Below are 17,057 nucleotides of genomic sequence, written 5' to 3'. Positions count from 1 at the left end.
AGCCTGCCGGCCCTTCGTTCAACCCAGCCTATCGATCGCGAGTCGCCGCCCTATGTGGAGCTACATCCTCAAACGCCTGCTGCTGATGATCCCGACGCTCGTCGGCGTGCTTACGCTCACGTTCGTCGTGATCCAGTTCGTGCCGGGCGGCCCGGTCGAACAGGCCGTGCAGGAACTGCGCAAGGGTGCGACGGAGCAGGGCGCGGCGCCGTTCGGGATGCGCGCGCATACGGGCGTCGACGCGCAGCAGCTCGCGCAGCTCAAGGCGCTGTACGGCTTCGACAAGCCGCCGCTCGAGCGGTACTGGCTGATGCTGAAGCGCTTCGCGCGCTTCGATCTCGGCGACAGCTACTTCCGCCACCAGAGCGTGTGGTCGCTGATCGTGCAGAAGCTGCCGGTGTCGATCAGCATCGGGCTGTGGACGTTCTTCGTCACCTATCTGATCTCCGTGCCGCTCGGCATCGCGAAAGCCGTGCGCAACGGCTCGCCGTTCGACGTCGCGACGAGCCTCGTCGTGCTGGTCGGCTATGCGATTCCGGGTTTCGTGCTCGGCGTGCTGCTGCTTGTGCTGTTCGGCGGCGGCTCGTTCTGGCAGCTGTTCCCGCTGCGCGGGCTCACGTCGGACAACTTCTCGCAGCTGTCGTCAATCGGCAAGGTGCTCGACTATCTATGGCACATCGCGCTGCCGATCACGGCGTCGGTCGTCGGCAGCTTCGCGGTCGTCACGATGCTCACGAAAAACGCGTTCCTCGACGAGATCCGCAAACAGTACGTGCTGACCGCGCGCGCGAAAGGGCTCGCCGAGCGCACGGTGCTGTGGAAGCACGTGTTCCGCAACGCGATGCTGCCGCTGATCGTGGGCTTTCCGGCCGCGTTTATCGGCGCGTTCTTCACCGGCAGCCTGCTGATCGAGACGCTGTTCTCGCTCGACGGCCTCGGGCTGCTGTCGTACGAGTCGGTCGTGCGGCGCGACTACCCGGTCGTGCTCGGCACGCTGTACCTGTTCACGCTGATCGGGCTCGCGACCAAGCTGATCTCCGACCTCTGCTACGTGTGGGTCGACCCGCGCATTCAATTCGACAACCTGGAGCGCTGACATGAAACGATCCATCCGCATGCCTGGCGTGATCGGGCGAGGTGCGCGATGAACCGGGCCGTCGTGTCGTCCCGCATCGACGCTGCGCGTGCGCGCGTGTCGCCGTCGCCCGCGCGCCGCGTCTGGCAGCGCTTTCGTCAGCAGTGCCTGGGCTACTGGAGCTTCGTGATCTTCGTCGTCGCGTTCGCCGCGAGCCTCGCGGCGCCGCTGTGGTCGAACGACAAGCCGCTCGTCGTGCGCTATGACGACCACTACTATTTCCCGATGTTCCATGCGTACCCGGAGACGACCTTCGGCGGCGATTTCCCGACGCCGGCCGACTATCTCGACCCATACGTGCGCAAGCGGCTCGAGGCGCCGGGCAACTTCGTCGTCTATCCGCCGAACCGCTATTACTACGACACGCTGAACTACTTCTCGAGCGTGCCGAACCCGGCGCCGCCGTCGCGCGCGAACTGGCTCGGCACCGATGCGCAGGGGCGCGACCTGCTCGCACGGCTCGTGTACGGGTTCCGCGTGTCGGTCGAGTTCGGATTGATCCTGACCGTGATCGGCACGCTGCTCGGGATCGCCGCCGGCGCGGTGCAGGGCTTCTTCGGCGGGCGCATCGACATCGTCGGGCAGCGGCTGATCGAGATCTGGAGTTCGTTGCCCGAGCTGTATCTGCTGATCATCTTCGCGTCGATCTTCGAGCCGAGCTTCCTGCTGCTGATCGTGCTGCTGTCGCTGTTCGGCTGGATCGGCCTTGCCGACTACGTGCGCGCCGAGTTCCTGCGCAACCGCACGCAGGACTACGTGCGCGCGGCCCGCGCGATGGGGCTCACGAACTGGCAGATCATCTGGCGCCACGTGCTGCCGAACAGCCTGACGCCCGTGATCACGTTCCTGCCATTCCGGATGAGCGGCGCGATCCTCGCACTCACGAGCCTCGACTTCCTCGGGCTCGGCGTGCCGCCGCCGACGCCGAGCCTCGGCGAACTGCTCGCGCAGGGCAAGGGCAACCTCGACGCGTGGTGGATCTCGCTGTCGACGTTCGGCGTGCTGGTCGCGACGCTGCTGCTGCTGACCTTCATGGGCGACGCGCTGCGCAACGCGCTCGACACGCGGATCGCCGACTCGGTGCGCGCGGCGGGAGGCCAGCGATGAGCGACACGGTCGTATCGAACGCGGGCGAACCGCTGCTGTCGCTCGAGCATCTGCACGTGCGCTTCGGCGACACGGTGGCCGTCGACGACGTGACGCTCGCGATCGGCCGCGGCGAGCGCGTCGCGCTCGTGGGCGAGTCGGGGTCGGGCAAGAGCGTGACCGCGCTGTCGATCCTGCGGCTGCTCCGCGATGCAGACGTGAGCGGCACGATCCGCTTTGCCGGGCACGACCTCGCCGGCAAGAGCGAGCGCGAGATGCGCGGGCTGCGCGGCTCGGACATCGCGATGATCTTCCAGGAGCCGATGACGGCGCTCAACCCGCTGTATACGATCGGCGCGCAGATCGGCGAGACGATCGTGCTGCACGACGGCGTGGGCGCCAGCGAGGCGCGCAAGCGCGCGATCGCGTTGCTCGCGCGCACGGGCATCGCGGAGCCGGAGAAGCGCGTCGACAGCTACCCGCACCAATTGTCGGGCGGCCAGCGGCAGCGCGCGATGATCGCGATGGCGCTCGTATGCCGGCCGCGCCTGCTGCTCGCGGACGAGCCGACCACCGCGCTCGACGTGACGATCCGCGCGCAGATCGTCGACCTGCTGCTCGAACTGCAGCGCGAGGAGGCGGAAAAGCGCGGGATGGCGATCCTGCTGATCACGCACGACCTGAACCTCGTGCGGCACTTCGCCGAGCGGGTGGCGGTGATGGAGCGTGGCAAGCTGGTCGAAAGCGGGCCGGTCGAGCGGATCTTCGCGGAGCCGGAGCATCCGTATACGCAGCGGCTGCTGAACAGCCGGCCGCAGCGGGCGGTCGTGCCGGTGATGCCGATCGCGCCCGTCGTGCTCGATGCGCGCCACGTCAGCGTGCAGTTCTCGCGCAAGCGGCCGGGCTTCGCCGGGTGGTTCGGCACGATGCCGGTGACGGCGGTCGCGGACGTGTCCGTGTCGGTGCGGCAGGGCGAGACGCTCGGGATCGTCGGTGAATCCGGCTCGGGGAAGTCGACGCTCGCGATGGCGCTACTCGGGCTGCAGAAGACGGCGCACGGCGAAATCGAATTCCAGGGGCGCGCGCTGTCGACCTATCGCGGCCGCGAACAGACGGCGCTGCGCTCGAACATGCAGGTCGTCTTTCAGGATCCGTTCAGTTCGCTGTCACCGCGCCACACGATCGAGCGGATCGTCGGCGAGGGGCTCGAGCTGCATCGCCCGGAACTGACGCCGGACGCGCGCCGCGCAAAGTCGCTGGCCGTGTTGCGCGAAGTCGGCCTCGATCGCACGGTGCTGCATCGCTATCCGCACGAATTCTCGGGTGGCCAGCGCCAGCGGATCGCGATCGCGCGCGCGCTCGTGCTGGAGCCGCGCATCCTGATCCTCGACGAACCGACGTCCGCGCTCGACGTGTCGATCCAGCAGCAGGTGCTCAAACTGCTCGCGAATTTGCAACAGAAATACAACCTCGGCTATGTATTCATCAGCCACGACCTGGAGGTGATCGGCGCGATGGCGCACCGCGTCGCGGTGATGCAGGGCGGGGCGATCGTCGAGTCCGGCGACGTGTCCGATATCTTCACGAAGCCGTCACATCCTTACACACAAAAGCTGTTGAAAGCGGTCTGGAAAGCGTGATAGGCGTTCAATGGTCTGACTATCTCGATTGTATTTTTCAATTTGTTTTGACAAACGATTACGCGCTGGCTAGTATCGACCGAAATTTTCCGCCAATCAGCTGATTTTTAAGCAAATTCCATCGACCAATGCAGCATCGATCCCTGACCCAGGCATGTGCGCGCACCCTCGCCGGGCTGTTCATCGGCGCCCTGTTCGCAGCAGCTCCCGGCGCGTTCGCCGACGAAGTCAGCAGTTTTAATCAAAATGTCACCAATTCGACTCAGATCGGGTCGGGTTCCTCCCTCCAGCAGACCAACGCGCAGCCGTCGACGGGCGGTGCGAAGTCGTTCCTCGCCGGCATGGCCGGCAAGGCAGGCGACGTGGTCGTCGGTGCGCTGAACATGATCGGCGTGCGCTATCGCTGGGGCGGCAACTCGCCGGACTCGGGCCTCGACTGCAGCGGCTTCGTGCGCTACGTGTTCCAAGACACGCTCGGCATGTCGCTGCCGCGCCGTGCGGAAGAAATGAGCCGCGTCGGCGAGAAGGTCAGCATGAGCAACCTCAAGCCGGGCGACCTCGTGTTCTTCAATACGATGCGCCGCACGTTCTCGCACGTCGGCATCTACATCGGCGACAACAAGTTCGTGCATTCGCCGTCGACGGGCAGCACCATTCGCGTCGACGATCTCGACAACGGCTACTGGGAAAAGCGGTTCACCGGCGCGCGCCGGATCGAATCGGAGTTTCCGATGAAGGCCGACGACCTGCGCCAGCGCGTGCGCGCGACGATCGGCGACGACGCGGCGAACGGCAGCAACTGACGCTCGCTGGCGTTCCGCCGGATCGAAAAACCCCTGTCACCGAAAGGCGGCAGGGTTTTTTGTTTTGGGGTGCAAGAAAACGGCAGGCGGCGCCGCAGTTGGCGGCGCGCACCGCGAGGCCGCTTACGCCGCCGCAACGCCGCGGGCTGCCGCGAGCTTGCGCTGCAGCTCGGGCATGATGCGCGCGACGGCTTCCTCGCCCGCGAGGATCGCCGCGTTGCGCTGGTTGAAGTCGCTGCCGCCCATCGCCGCGAGGTTCGGGCGGATCACGACGTCCGCATACTTGTCGAGCTCGTAGGTCTTGATCGTCTGGCCCATGATCGTGAAGGTCTGCAGCAGCATCTCGATCGGGTTGCTGGTCGCCGCGCCGTCCGGCCGCGACGAAATGTCGACCGCGATCACGAAGCTCGCGCCCATCTTGCGCGCGAACGACGCAGGTACCGGGCTGACGAGGCCACCGTCGACGTACTCGCGGTTACCGATCTTCACGGGCTCGAACACCGACGGCACGCTGCACGACGCGCGCACGGCGAGCCCCGTATTGCCCTGCTGGAACAGGATCGGCTGGCCATTCTGCAGGTCGGTCGCGACGATGCCGAGCGGCTTCGCCATCTTTTCGATCGGCCGGTTGCTGAGCGTCTTGTTCAGGAAGTTCTGCAGCGCGACGCCCTGCAGCAGCCCGCGCGAGCGGAACGGCAGTGCCCAGTCGCTGATCGCCGCCTGATCCATGTCGAGCGCGATCTTGTTGATCTGCAGCCCGCTCATCCCGGACGCGTAGAGCGCGCCGACCACCGAGCCCGCGCTCGTGCCCGCGACGATGTCGACCGGGATGCCGCGCGCCTCGAGCGCCTTCAGCACGCCGATGTGCGAGAAGCCGCGGGCGGCGCCGCCGCCAAGCGCGATGCCGATCTTCACGGACTTTTCGTGAGACTGCGTGGAATTCGCGCCATTGTCGGAGCGGGATTTGTCGCCGAACGACGTGCAGGCGGCGAGGCTGGCGGACGCGCACGCGATCGTGAAGTGACGGCGCGACAGGCGAGGGGACGACATCGGTTGGTTCTCCGGCGGCTTGGCGGCGGGCCGTGCGGCCCGCGGCGGCGATAGGTTCCGAGCGGCCGCGCGGCATGAACCGTGCGGCCGGCGCGGCGCCGGCTGGCGGCCGCGGCGCGCACATCATAAAGCAAGCGGCGCGCTTGGCGCGAAGACCGGCGCGAGTATAATTCCGGCTTCTTTCCCGTTCCGGGCGCGGCCGGCCCCATTGCTGTCCGGGCTGCCGCCGTCGATCCCGCGTCGAATCATTCATGCGCCCCAGGCGTTCGAGTTACCGTTTATGACCCGTCCTGTCCGTACCCGCTTCGCGCCGAGTCCCACCGGCTTCATCCACCTCGGCAACATCCGCTCCGCGCTCTATCCGTGGGCGTTCGCCCGCAAGATGAAAGGCACGTTCGTGCTGCGTATCGAGGATACCGACGTCGAACGTTCGTCGCAGGAAGCCGTTGACGCGATCCTCGAAGGGATGCAGTGGCTCGGCCTGGATTTCGACGAAGGCCCGATCTACCAGATGCAGCGGATGGACCGCTATCGCGAGGTGCTCGCGCAGATGCTCGAGAAGGGCCTCGCGTACCCGTGCTACATGTCGGCCGAGGAGCTCGACGCGTTGCGCGAGCGGCAGCGCGAGGCCGGCCTCAAGCCGCGCTACGACGGCACGTGGCGTCCGGAGCCGGGCAAGGTGCTGCCCGAGCCGCCGGCCGGCGTGAAGCCCGTGCTGCGGTTCCGCAATCCGCTGACCGGCACGGTCGTGTGGGATGACGCGGTGAAGGGGCGTGTCGAGATCTCGAACGAAGAACTCGACGACCTCGTGATCGCGCGTCCGGACGGCACGCCGATCTACAACTTCTGCGTAGTCGTGGACGACATGGACATGAACATCACGCACGTGATCCGCGGCGACGACCACGTGAACAACACGCCGCGCCAGATCAACATCCTGCGCGCGCTCGGCGGTGAGCCGCCCGTCTATGCGCACCTGCCGACCGTGCTGAACGAGCAGGGCGAGAAGATGAGCAAGCGGCATGGCGCGATGAGCGTGATGGCGTATCGCGATGCGGGCTTCCTGCCGGAGGCCGTCGTCAACTATCTCGCGCGCCTGGGCTGGTCGCACGGCGACGCCGAAATCTTCACGCGCGAACAGTTCGTCGAATGGTTCGACCTCGAGCATCTTGGCAAGTCGCCGGCGCAGTACGACCACAGCAAGCTGAGCTGGCTGAATGCCCATTACATCAAGGAAGCCGACAACGCGCGCCTCGCCGCACTGGCGAAGCCGTTCCTCGACGCGCTCGGCATCGAGGACGCAGCGATCGCGACGGGCCCCACGCTCGACGCGGTGGTTGGCCTGATGAAGGATCGCGCGACGACGGTCAAGGAGATCGCCGAAGGCGCCGCGATGTTCTACCGCGTGCCGGCGCCGGACGCCGACGCGCTCGCGCAGCACGTGACCGATGCGGTGCGCCCGGCGCTGGCCGACCTCGTCGCCGCGCTGAAGACGGCCGACTGGACGAAGGAAGCGGTGTCCGCCGCGCTGAAGGCAACGCTCGCCGCACACAAGCTGAAGATGCCGCAGCTCGCGATGCCGGTGCGCCTGCTGGTGGCGGGCACGACGCATACGCCGTCGATCGACGCGGTGCTCGTGCTGTTCGGTCGCGATGTCGTGGTGTCGCGTATCGAGGCTGCGCTGGCCTGAGGTTGGGGCGGAGGGCGAGGCCGTCCGCATGTGACGTCGCGGCGGCTTCGCAAAAAAATTCGCTCGAATCGCAAAAAGGGTATTTACAAGTTCAAATTCGGTCCATATAATCTCATTTCTGTTCTGCAAGGGGGTATAGCTCAGCTGGGAGAGCGCTTGCATGGCATGCAAGAGGTCAGCGGTTCGATCCCGCTTACCTCCACCATCAGAACAGAATGGATTGATTTGCGAAGCAGCGGTGCAGTAATAAATGCTTCACAAAATGATTTAAAGCAGTTAGAATTTCGGCCTTCGCTGTTGACGGTAAGTGAATAGCGAAAGTCAGACAGATCTGAAAAGATTATGTCCCCTTCGTCTAGAGGCCTAGGACATCACCCTTTCACGGTGAGTACAGGGGTTCGAATCCCCTAGGGGACGCCAAGATTCAGCGGCGTTTCATAGAAGTGTCGCGAGGCTTGCAGGAACGTAACCGACGTCCTGCAGGTAACGGTGCAGAAAGTTGGAGCGGTAGTTCAGTCGGTTAGAATACCGGCCTGTCACGCCGGGGGTCGCGGGTTCGAGTCCCGTCCGCTCCGCCAGAACGAAGCCCGTTCAAGACGTTTTTGAGCGGGCTTTTGTATTAAAGATGTAAGCAGTGCGTTGTCCCCTTCGTCTAGAGGCCTAGGACATCACCCTTTCACGGTGAGTACAGGGGTTCGAATCCCCTAGGGGACGCCAAGATTCAGCGGCGTTTCGTAGAAGTGTCGCAGCGCTTGCAGGGCGTGAACGTGGTCCTGCAGGTGGTAAGAAAAGCTGGAGCGGTAGTTCAGTTGGTTAGAATACCGGCCTGTCACGCCGGGGGTCGCGGGTTCGAGCCCCGTCCGCTCCGCCAGAACGAAGCCCGTTCAAATGAACGCTTTGAGCGGGCTTTTGTATTAAAGATGTAAGCAGTACGTTGTCCCCTTCGTCTAGAGGCCTAGGACATCACCCTTTCACGGTGAGTACAGGGGTTCGAATCCCCTAGGGGACGCCAGATTTCGGCGTCGTTCGAACAAACGATGCGCCGGCAGGAAGTAACCGACGCCTGCCAGGCAAGAAGCAAGACTGGAGCGGTAGTTCAGTCGGTTAGAATACCGGCCTGTCACGCCGGGGGTCGCGGGTTCGAGTCCCGTCCGCTCCGCCAGAAAATGAAAAAGCCCGCCTTGTGCGGGCTTTTTCATTTGTATTTCCGTTCGTGCCAGTTTGCGGGCGCGTGACTGCCGAGTGGAGGAAGCCGCCTGCGCGGCTTCCGGCGGGACTCGAAGGGCTGCGCGTGCACGCTCAGCCGCGGCCTGCGGGATGTAGGCGAGTCCCGTCTGCTCCGCCAAAAAATGAAGAAGCCCACCTTGCGCGGGCTTCTTCATTTGCATCGTCGGGTTACGCTCCCGCAGTCGCGTCGCTACGAGAAATTCGCGATTGCATCCTCCCGCGACTGCGCTATCGTGGCGGAAAGCGTTCTTGACCCCCGCGCGATGCTCGATCCGACCGACCTGCGATTGCTGTATCAGCTCCGGCCTGCGGAGCCTGGCGATTTTCCGTTTGCCGAGGCGCTGACGCACGGCAACATGGGCGGCTATTACAAGCGCCATGGACTCGTCTGGCGCAGCGACCTGTTCTATGCGAGCTGGCGCGAATCCGAAAACTTCATCCTGGAAGCCGACGGTGAACGCATCGGCGTGCTGCGCGTGACCGAAGAGGGCGATTCGCTGCATATCCGCGACGTCCAGATCGCAGCCGGTCATCGCGGGCAGGGAGCCGGCACCTACATGCTCGACATGTCGCATCGCTGGGCGCGCGCCCGCGGGCTGCACGAACTGCAGTTGCGCGTGTTCGTCGACAATCCGGCCGCGCGGCTCTACCAGCGCATGGGTTACCGTGTCACCGGGTCGAGGCTGGCGCAACTCGGTTCGATTCGCCACATGGTGCGCCCGGTCTGAGCGCGTAACGGTGCGGCACGGCGACGGTCAGCGGGCGGTGCCGATCACGTCGTCGTCGAGGCCATCGTCCACCGCGATGCCGTCTTCGGTGCTGCGGTGCTCGTAGCCGCGCAGCATGAACGCGCGGGGGCTTTCGCCGAACGCGCGCCGGAACATCGCCGAAAACGCGCTCTGGCTCTGGTAGCCGAGTTCGCGCGCGATATGCGACAGCGGACGCCCCTGGTTCAACAGCGGGATCGCGCGCGCGAGCAGCGCCTGCTGTCGCCACTGCGAAAAACTTACGCCCAGTTCCTGCTTGAAGAGTCGCGAAATCGTGCGCGTGCTCGCGCCGACCTCGCTCGCCCAGTGTTCGAGCGATTCCGCATGCGCCGGTTGCGCGAGCACCGACTCGCACAGCATGCGCAGCCGTTTCTCGTCGGGCATCGGCACCGCGAGCGGCAGCGGTTCGGCGTGGCTCAGCTCGTCGAGGACGAGCCCGCACAGCAGCCGTTCGCGCGCATCGCTCAGGTTGCGTGCGTCGAGCGCGACGATCAGCTCGCGCAGCAAGCCCGTCACTTCAACCACCCGGCATGCGTCCAGTCCGTCCGGCACGATCGACTCGTCGATATACAGCGTCCGCAAGTACGCCTCCTCGACGATCACGACTTCGTGTGTGACGTGCGGCGGCACCCAGATCGCGCGGGACGGCGGCACCATCCACGTCGTCCCGGTCGTTGCAACGCGCAGCACGCCGCGCGACGCATACGCGAGCTGTGCCCACGCGTGCGTATGCAGCGGGATCCGGCGGCCGGCGTCCACCTGCCGCGCCCGGACGCGCATCGGGTGAACGCGGGTCGGTGCGAACTCGGGCGGGATGTCGATGACGTCGTAGGGGTTCGATGCGTCGGCTTGGGCGGGCGGATTCATGGACGATTTGGTCGGCGCGGCGGCGATGCCGTTATTCTAGAAGGTGCCGCGCAGGCGCATGCGGCGGTTTTCGGCCGATAATGCACCGTTCAAATGAACTTTGTATGGAGCCGCACGCGCTTCGGCCGGAATGAGCCTCGGCGTCGGTCTGCCCGACGCGTCGTGTGGAAAAGAACCATCGGGCGGCCAGCGCGGTCTATCGATGCGGGCGCTTTTTATCGCGCGAACGGCGCCCCGACGACGCCGGCGACCGCGACCGCGACGGCCCGGCACGGCAACACCTGAATCGAAGAGGAGAACCACAATGCGCTACGTATTCGTCTACGGCACGTTGAGAGCGGGGGAGGCCAACGACATCGGCCATGCGGCTGCGCGGTACGGGATTGCGGCACCGACGCTGCTCGGCGCGGCCGCGCTGCCGGGCGAACTGTATGATTTCGGCACGTATCCGGGCATGATCGCCGGGGCGACCGGCCAGTCGATTGTGTGGGGCGATGTCTACGAGATCGATGATCAGCTGGTACCGGTGCTCGACGAGATCGAGCGCGTCTACCCGGGCGTCGATACGCTGTTCCGGCAGGAGCCGGTGACCATCGAGCTCGGCGGCCGTACGTATGCGTGCGTCTACTATCCGGTCGCCGCGCATGCGGCGGCCGACCGTCCGCGCATCGCATCGGGCGACTGGGTTCAGCACCGGCGCGAGCGAGAAGCCGCCTGAGTGCCGCGCGGCATATCGCCCGCGCCGCAAAAGAAAAAGCGCCCTGCGGGGCGCTTTTTTCATGCCGCCGTGTCGTGCGACCGGCGGCGAGCGGGAGGGGGCGAACCAGGTCCGGCAGGACCCGTCCGCGCCGTCAGATTTCCTCGTACAGCGGCAGCGTCAGGAATTCGGTGAAGCCTTCCGACGTCGACATCTGTTCGAAGATCGCCGCGGCACGCTCGTACGGCTGCGTGTTGCCGCCGACCGAACGCTTCACGTTGTCGAGCTCGGCCTTCGCGAATTCGCGCACGAGTTCCGCCGTGACCTTGCGGCCGTCGTCCAGCACGCCCTTCGGCGAGCGGATCCACTGCCACACCTGCGAGCGGGAGATTTCGGCGGTGGCCGCGTCTTCCATCAGGTTGTGGATCGGCACGCAGCCGTTGCCGTCGAGCCAGGCGCCGAGATAGTGGATGCCGACGTTGATGTTATTGCGCAGGCCGGCTTCGGTGATCGGTGCTTCAGGCTGGAAGTCGAGCAGGTTCTTGCCTTCGATCTGCACGTCGTCGCGCTGCTTCGCGATCTGGTTCGGCTTGTCGCCGAGCACCTTGACGAACTCTTCCATCGCGATCGGCACGAGGCCCGGGTGCGCGACCCAGCCGCCGTCGTAGCCGTCGGTCGCGTCGCGCTGCTTGTCCGAGCGCACGCCGCCCATCGCCTTGTCGTTCGCTTCCGGATCGTTCTTGATCGGAATCAGCGCGCTCATCCCGCCAATCGCCGGCGCGTTGCGCTTGTGACAGGTCTTCAGCAGCAGCAGCGCATAGGCGCGCATGAACGGCACCGTCATCGTGATCTTCGAACGGTCGGCCAGGCAGAAGTCGCGGTCGTTCTTGAACTTCTTGATTGCCGAGAAGATGTAGTCCCAGCGGCCGGCGTTCAGGCCCGAGCTGTGTTCGCGCAGTTCGTACAGGATCTCGTCCATCTCGAATGCGGCGAGGATCGTCTCGATCAGCACCGTCGCGCGGATCGTGCCGCGCGGCACGCCGACCGCTTCCTGTGCCGCGACGAAGATGTCGTTCCACAGGCGCGCCTCGAGATGGCTTTCCATCTTCGGCAGGTAGAAGTACGGGCCCGAGCCGCGCGCGATCAGTTCCTTCGCGTTGTGGAACAGGAACAGCGCGAAATCGAAGATACCGCCGGATACGCGCTGGCCATCGACCGTCACGTGCTTCTCGTCGAGGTGCCAGCCGCGCGGACGCACGATCAGCGTCGCGACCTTGTCGTTCAGCTGGTACGACTTGCCGTTCTGCTCGAGCGAGATCGTGCGGCGTACCGCGTCCTTCAGGTTGATCTGTCCGTCGATCTGGTTCGTCCAGCTCGGCGCATTCGAATCCTCGAAGTCCGTCATGTACGAGTCGGCGCCGGAGTTCAGCGCGTTGATGATCATCTTGCGCTCGACGGGGCCGGTGATTTCGACACGGCGGCATTGGAGGTCCGCCGGCAGCGGTGCGACCTTCCAGTCGCCTTCGCGGATCGCCTTCGTTTCGGCCAGGAAATCGGGGCGTTCGCCGGCATCGAGGCGCTTGGTGCGCTCGACACGGGCTTGCAGCAGCGCCTGGCGGCGCGGCTCGAACGTGCGGTGCAGTGCCGCGACGAGTGCGAGTGCGTCAGGCGTCAGGATCGCTTCGTAACCCGGCTTGATTTCGCCGGTGATCGCCATGCCTTGCGGCAGCGTGATCGGGGTGCTCATGAGTCTCATCTCCTTGGTCGGTCAGTTGCGGTTTCGGTGAAGGGGAAAGGCGGCAGCGCTGCGAACGTCATGCGCCCGGGCCGGGGCGCGCGCGGTTTGCGGGTCTGCCGGACGGAGCCGGGGTGGCGAGGAATGCGAGCAGATCGGCCATGCCGCTGCCGGTGCCGTCGGGTGGCACGCCGAGTTCCTCGGCGGGCGCGCCCGTGCGGTTGAGCCAGAACGTCGTGTAGCCGAACCAGGCGGCCCCCGCGACGTCCCAGGCGTTCGACGACACGAACACGATGTCGCGCGGGTTCGCGCCGAACGCGGCGGTGCCGAGTGCGTATGCGGCCGGGCTCGGCTTGTACGCACGCACTGCATCGGCCGACAGCACGCGATCGAACAGGCCGGTCATGCCGGCGCTCTTGATTGCGATGTCGAGCATTTCCGGGTTGCCGTTCGACAGGATCGCGAGCGGAGGCCGTGGTTGGAGCGCGCGCAGCTTGCGCAGCGCTGGCACCGTGTCGGGATAGGTGGACAGGCACGCGTATTCGTCCATCAGCCGCTTCTCGGCCGCACTGTTCAGTGCGAGGCCGAGCAGGCGCGCGGCGAACCGCAGTGCGTCGAGCGTGATGTCGCGAAACGGGCGATAACGGGCGCCAGCCGGGTCGGCGAGCGTGCGCAACTGCGAGTATTCGATTTGCTTGCGTCGCCACAGCTGCGACAACCTGTCCCCGTGACCGGGAAACATCTGCTCTGCCGCGGCCACGACCGCATGCACGTCGAACAACGTGCCGAATGCGTCGAAGAGGATTGCGTCGGGAGAGGAGAGTGTCGTTGTGGCCGACATAGCCTTGCGCTCCAGTTTCAGAGGTCAGGTCGATTCTATTCGTGATCACATGTACTAAAAAAGACGCTAATCATCACTTGATCTTTTACTTTCATATACCTAATCTTGAGCGGCTCAAGCTATTTGAAGGGCGGGATGGCCGCCCTTTCGAGTCATGGACCGGTTCAAACAGATCGAAACGTTCGCCGCGGTCGCGGCGAAGGGCAGCCTGTCGGCGGCTGCGCATGCGGAGGGCGTCGCGCCGGCGATCATCGGCCGCCGCCTCGACGCGCTCGAGGAGCGGCTCGGCGTCAAGCTGCTGGTGCGCACGACGCGCAAGCTCACGCTGACCTTCGAGGGTTCGGCCTTCCTCGAGGATTGCCAGCGGATCATCAACGACATGCAAAACGCCGAGGCGAGCGTGTCCGCAGGCGGCGTGAAGGCGAGCGGCCACCTGCGCATTTCCGCGCCGGCCGGTTTCGGGCGGCGCCATGTCGCGCCGCTCGTGCCCGAATTCAGCGGCGCGCATCCGGACGTGTCGGTCACGCTCGACCTGTCCGACCGGATGGTCGACCTCGTCAACGAAGGGTTCGATTGCGCGGTGCGGCTTGGCGAGCTGCCCGATTCGTCGCTGGTGTCGCTGAAACTCGGCGAGAACAGGCGCGTGTGCGTTGCGTCGCCAGCCTATCTCGAGCGGCGCGGCACGCCCGCCACGCTCGCCGAACTCGCGCGCCACAACTGCCTCGCTCTTGCCGCGAACGCGAACCAGCAGCGCGGCTGGGCGTTCCAGGAGGACGACAAGGTCGTGTCGATCCGCGTGAACGGCACGATGGAATGCTCGGACGGCGCGGTGCTGCACGAGTGGTGCCTCGCCGGCTACGGCCTGGCATGGCGCTCGTGGTGGGAGGTCGGCGACGATATCGCGGCCGGCCGGCTTGTCAGCGTGCTCGATGCATTCGCGGCACCGCCGATCGGCATCCATGCGGTGTTTCCGCAGCGCCGCCACCTGCCGTTGCGCGTGCGCCTGTTTCTCGATTACCTGAAACATACGTACGAGCGGCCCGGGTATTGGGGGGAGTAGGGCGTGCCTGCCCACGCGTTTCCGATATGAGGGCGAACCCGCTGCCGGCGCCGGGCGTCCGGTTTCGCGCACTACAATCGAAACTGGCATGCGCGACGCGCCGGGGCCATCTCGCATGGGTTCGCGGCGCGCGCCGTGCGTTTGACGCAGGAGGGCGCGATGTTCCGGCACATCCTCGTTCCAACCGACGGTTCCGAACTGTCGCAGAAGGCGATCGACGGCGCGATCGACCTGGCGCGTGCGGTCGGCGCGCAGGTCACGGCCTATGCATGCCTGCCGCAGTATCCGTACTCGCCGTTTTCCGAAGTGATCATCGAGCCGCCCGCCGATTTCCGGGCGCGCAGCGAGCGCGAGGCGCGCGCGCACCTCGACGACGTGCAGGCGGCCGCGAAGGCGGCCGGCGTCGTCTGCGACAGCTGGACGAGCGTGCACCCGTCGCCGTACCTCGGCATCATCGAGGCGGCGGAACGCGGCGGCTGCGACGTGATCTTCATGGCGTCCCACGGACGCCGCGGGCTCGGCAGCCTGCTGATCGGCAGCGAAACGCAGCGCGTGCTGACCCATACGAAAATTCCGGTGATCGTCTATCGGTAGATGCGGTGTCGTGTGTGGCCGCGCGGGCGCGGCACGGCAGCGCCGCTGAAAAAGGGCGCGCCGGACGAAGCCGGCGCGCGTCGTTGCTGGCGGCCGCAGGCCGCGCGGCGGGTCGCGCGGATCACCGCGCGCCTGCCGTCTCCTCCCTGATTTTTATTCGGTGCAGCCGATGCCGCGCCGTCGTGTGACGGGCGGGTATCGGCGCGATGCTTTCGCGCGTTATGCGACCTTCTTGCCGTCGAAGAACTGTTCGTCTTCGGTCGAGCCGTGCAGTGCGGTCGTCGATGCTTCCCGCTCGACCGTCTGCGTCACCGCGTCGAAGTAGCCGGTGCCGACTTCGCGCTGGTGCTTGACGGCGGTGAAGCCCTTGTCGGCCGCCGCGAACTCGGCCTGCTGCAGTTCGACGAACGCGCTCATCTGCGTGCGGGCATAGCCGTGCGCGAGGTTGAACATTGAGTAGTTCAGCGCATGGAAGCCGGCCAGCGTGATGAACTGGAACTTGTAGCCCATCGCGCCGAGTTCCTTCTGGAACTTCGCGATCGTCGCGTCGTCGAGGTTCTTCTTCCAGTTGAACGACGGCGAGCAGTTGTACGACAGCATCTTGCCCGGGAACTGCTTGTGGATCGCTTCCGCGAACTTCTTCGCGTACTCCAGATCAGGCTTGCCCGTTTCGCACCAGACCAGGTCGGCGTACGGCGCATACGCAAGGCCGCGCGAGATCGCCTGCTCGATGCCCGGCTTCGTGCGGAAGAAGCCTTCGACCGTACGCTCGCCCGTCAGGAACGGCTTGTCGTTGTCGTCGATGTCGGACGTGATCAGGTCGGCTGCTTCCGCGTCGGTCCGCGCGACCAGCACGGTCGGCGTGCCCATCACGTCGGCCGCGAGACGCGCCGCCGACAGCTTCGCGACGGCTTCGCGCGTCGGCACGAGCACCTTGCCGCCCATGTGGCCGCACTTTTTCACCGACGCGAGCTGGTCCTCGAAGTGGACGCCCGATGCGCCTGCCTCGATCATCGCCTTCATCAGCTCGAACGCGTTCAGCACGCCGCCGAAGCCAGCTTCCGCATCCGCAACGATCGGCGCGAAGAAGTCGACATAGCCTTCGTCTCCCGGGTTCTTGCCTTCGGACCACTGGATCTGGTCCGCACGCGTCAGCGTGTTGTTGATGCGCTTGACGACGAGCGGCACCGAGTTCGCCGGGTACAGCGACTGGTCCGGATACATTTCGCCCGCGACGTTCGCGTCGCCGGCGACTTGCCAGCCCGACAGGTAGATTGCCTTCAGACCTGCCTTCACCTGCTGCATCGCCTGATTGCCGGTCAGCGCGCCGAGCGCGTTGACGAACGGCTCTTCGTTGATGAGGCTCCACAGCTTTTCCGCACCGCGCTTGGCCAGCGTGTGCTCGACGGCGATCGAGCCGCGCAGGCGAACCACGTCCTCAGCCGTGTAGTTGCGCTTGATGCCCTTCCAGCGCGGGTCGGTTTCCCATTGCGTTTGCAGTTCCTGTGCCTGTTGCTGTCGCGACATGATGAGCTCCTTGATGCGGTGTGTTGCCTGATGAGTCGAATCGGACGATCGTGATGCTGTTCTCGAAGCGGGGCGGGTACGTGCCATTTCGCGAAGTCTTGTATAAGAGTCTAGGCAAACCGATCGGAGTGAAACAGGGGCTATCCAAGGAAGTTTGAAACTTTTTAATCTTTATTAATCAATTGGTTGAGTCATGTGTTTCGCAATAAGAAACGATTTTTCCCATCTCGCAATCGTAAGGTTGTGCCGCGCAGCATGATTTTTTACGACGCAAAAAAATTTTCCGCATCGTGAAATGCGGCGCGGGACGAAAAAAAACCGGCGCGGGTGCGCCGGTC

At 65.2% G+C, this 17,057-nt stretch carries 14 protein-coding genes and 7 tRNA genes; 16 read left to right on the top strand and 5 right to left on the bottom strand.

Features of this window, described 5'->3' with window-relative positions; all coding sequences use genetic code 11:
- Positions 1-52 precede the first annotated feature (52 nt).
- The 4 genes from AC1Z3W_RS30560 (at position 53) to AC1Z3W_RS30545 (ending at position 4,664) form a co-directional block, all read left to right on the top strand.
- On the top strand, positions 53-1,096 hold the full coding sequence (locus tag AC1Z3W_RS30560) for a microcin C ABC transporter permease YejB (protein ID WP_057929751.1): 1,044 nt from the start codon (positions 53-55) through the stop codon (positions 1,094-1,096).
- A 48-nt stretch (positions 1,097-1,144) separates the two neighbouring features.
- A complete protein-coding gene (locus AC1Z3W_RS30555) occupies positions 1,145-2,242 on the top strand; it encodes an ABC transporter permease (RefSeq protein ID WP_483509227.1) in 1,098 nt (365 codons plus the stop codon).
- Entirely contained in the window at positions 2,239-3,861 is a 1,623-nt protein-coding gene (locus AC1Z3W_RS30550; RefSeq protein WP_483509226.1) for an ABC transporter ATP-binding protein, read from the top strand. Before AC1Z3W_RS30555 ends, AC1Z3W_RS30550 begins: the two co-directional genes overlap by 4 nt.
- Positions 3,862-3,989: 128 nt before the next feature.
- Positions 3,990-4,664, top strand: a complete 675-nt coding sequence (locus AC1Z3W_RS30545) for a C40 family peptidase (protein ID WP_057929754.1) — start codon at positions 3,990-3,992, stop codon at positions 4,662-4,664.
- A gap of 123 nt (positions 4,665-4,787) precedes the next feature.
- Here the strand turns inward: AC1Z3W_RS30545 and AC1Z3W_RS30540 are convergent, their stop codons facing one another.
- Positions 4,788-5,714, bottom strand: coding sequence for a patatin-like phospholipase family protein (locus AC1Z3W_RS30540; protein ID WP_124834640.1), 927 nt, complete (start codon positions 5,712-5,714; stop codon positions 4,788-4,790).
- Between the two features lie 280 nt (positions 5,715-5,994).
- On the opposite strand from AC1Z3W_RS30540, the gene gltX reads away from it, so the two are divergent.
- The 9 genes from gltX to AC1Z3W_RS30495 all read left to right on the top strand — a co-directional run bounded on the left by gltX (position 5,995) and on the right by AC1Z3W_RS30495 (position 9,359).
- A complete protein-coding gene (gene gltX / locus AC1Z3W_RS30535) occupies positions 5,995-7,404 on the top strand; it encodes a glutamate--tRNA ligase (protein WP_057929786.1) in 1,410 nt (469 codons plus the stop codon).
- A 129-nt stretch (positions 7,405-7,533) separates the two neighbouring features.
- Positions 7,534-7,609, top strand: a tRNA-Ala gene (locus tag AC1Z3W_RS30530).
- A gap of 139 nt (positions 7,610-7,748) precedes the next feature.
- Positions 7,749-7,824, top strand: a tRNA-Glu gene (locus AC1Z3W_RS30525).
- An 81-nt stretch (positions 7,825-7,905) separates the two neighbouring features.
- Positions 7,906-7,982: transfer RNA gene (locus AC1Z3W_RS30520), tRNA-Asp, on the top strand.
- 63 nt (positions 7,983-8,045) lie between these two features.
- Positions 8,046-8,121 (top strand) — tRNA-Glu (locus tag AC1Z3W_RS30515).
- Between the two features lie 77 nt (positions 8,122-8,198).
- Positions 8,199-8,275: transfer RNA gene (locus AC1Z3W_RS30510), tRNA-Asp, on the top strand.
- A gap of 65 nt (positions 8,276-8,340) precedes the next feature.
- A tRNA-Glu gene (locus AC1Z3W_RS30505) sits at positions 8,341-8,416 on the top strand.
- 73 nt (positions 8,417-8,489) lie between these two features.
- Positions 8,490-8,566 (top strand) — tRNA-Asp (locus tag AC1Z3W_RS30500).
- 328 nt (positions 8,567-8,894) lie between these two features.
- Positions 8,895-9,359, top strand: coding sequence for a GNAT family N-acetyltransferase (locus tag AC1Z3W_RS30495; RefSeq protein ID WP_057929756.1), 465 nt, complete (start codon positions 8,895-8,897; stop codon positions 9,357-9,359).
- Positions 9,360-9,386: 27 nt separating this feature from the next.
- Here the strand turns inward: AC1Z3W_RS30495 and AC1Z3W_RS30490 are convergent, their stop codons facing one another.
- Positions 9,387-10,265 (bottom strand): AraC family transcriptional regulator, encoded by an 879-nt coding sequence (locus AC1Z3W_RS30490; protein WP_057929757.1) that lies wholly within the window; start codon positions 10,263-10,265, stop codon positions 9,387-9,389.
- A 304-nt stretch (positions 10,266-10,569) separates the two neighbouring features.
- On the opposite strand from AC1Z3W_RS30490, the gene AC1Z3W_RS30485 reads away from it, so the two are divergent.
- Positions 10,570-10,983: a gamma-glutamylcyclotransferase family protein gene (locus tag AC1Z3W_RS30485; RefSeq protein WP_057929758.1), complete on the top strand. Its 414-nt coding sequence runs from the start codon at positions 10,570-10,572 to the stop codon at positions 10,981-10,983.
- Between the two features lie 133 nt (positions 10,984-11,116).
- Here the strand turns inward: AC1Z3W_RS30485 and aceB are convergent, their stop codons facing one another.
- Complete coding sequence (gene aceB, locus AC1Z3W_RS30480; RefSeq protein WP_057929787.1) at positions 11,117-12,709, bottom strand: malate synthase A; 1,593 nt, start codon at positions 12,707-12,709, stop codon at positions 11,117-11,119.
- A 67-nt stretch (positions 12,710-12,776) separates the two neighbouring features.
- On the bottom strand, positions 12,777-13,538 hold the full coding sequence (locus tag AC1Z3W_RS30475) for a haloacid dehalogenase type II (protein ID WP_057929759.1): 762 nt from the start codon (positions 13,536-13,538) through the stop codon (positions 12,777-12,779).
- Between the two features lie 154 nt (positions 13,539-13,692).
- Between AC1Z3W_RS30475 and AC1Z3W_RS30470 the strand changes: the two genes are divergently transcribed.
- Complete coding sequence (locus AC1Z3W_RS30470; RefSeq protein WP_057929760.1) at positions 13,693-14,598, top strand: LysR family transcriptional regulator; 906 nt, start codon at positions 13,693-13,695, stop codon at positions 14,596-14,598.
- 159 nt (positions 14,599-14,757) lie between these two features.
- Positions 14,758-15,192 (top strand): universal stress protein, encoded by a 435-nt coding sequence (locus tag AC1Z3W_RS30465; protein WP_057929788.1) that lies wholly within the window; start codon positions 14,758-14,760, stop codon positions 15,190-15,192.
- A gap of 219 nt (positions 15,193-15,411) precedes the next feature.
- Here AC1Z3W_RS30465 and aceA read toward each other — a convergent pair whose 3' ends face one another.
- Positions 15,412-16,719, bottom strand: a complete 1,308-nt coding sequence (aceA, locus tag AC1Z3W_RS30460) for an isocitrate lyase (protein WP_057929761.1) — start codon at positions 16,717-16,719, stop codon at positions 15,412-15,414.
- Positions 16,720-17,057: the final 338 nt, after the last annotated feature.

The sequence above is a fragment of the Burkholderia sp. 10_S31 genome (assembly GCF_056930375.1).
Note: the sequence above shows the minus strand (reverse complement) of the source record. Positions and strands in the feature narration are given on the sequence as shown.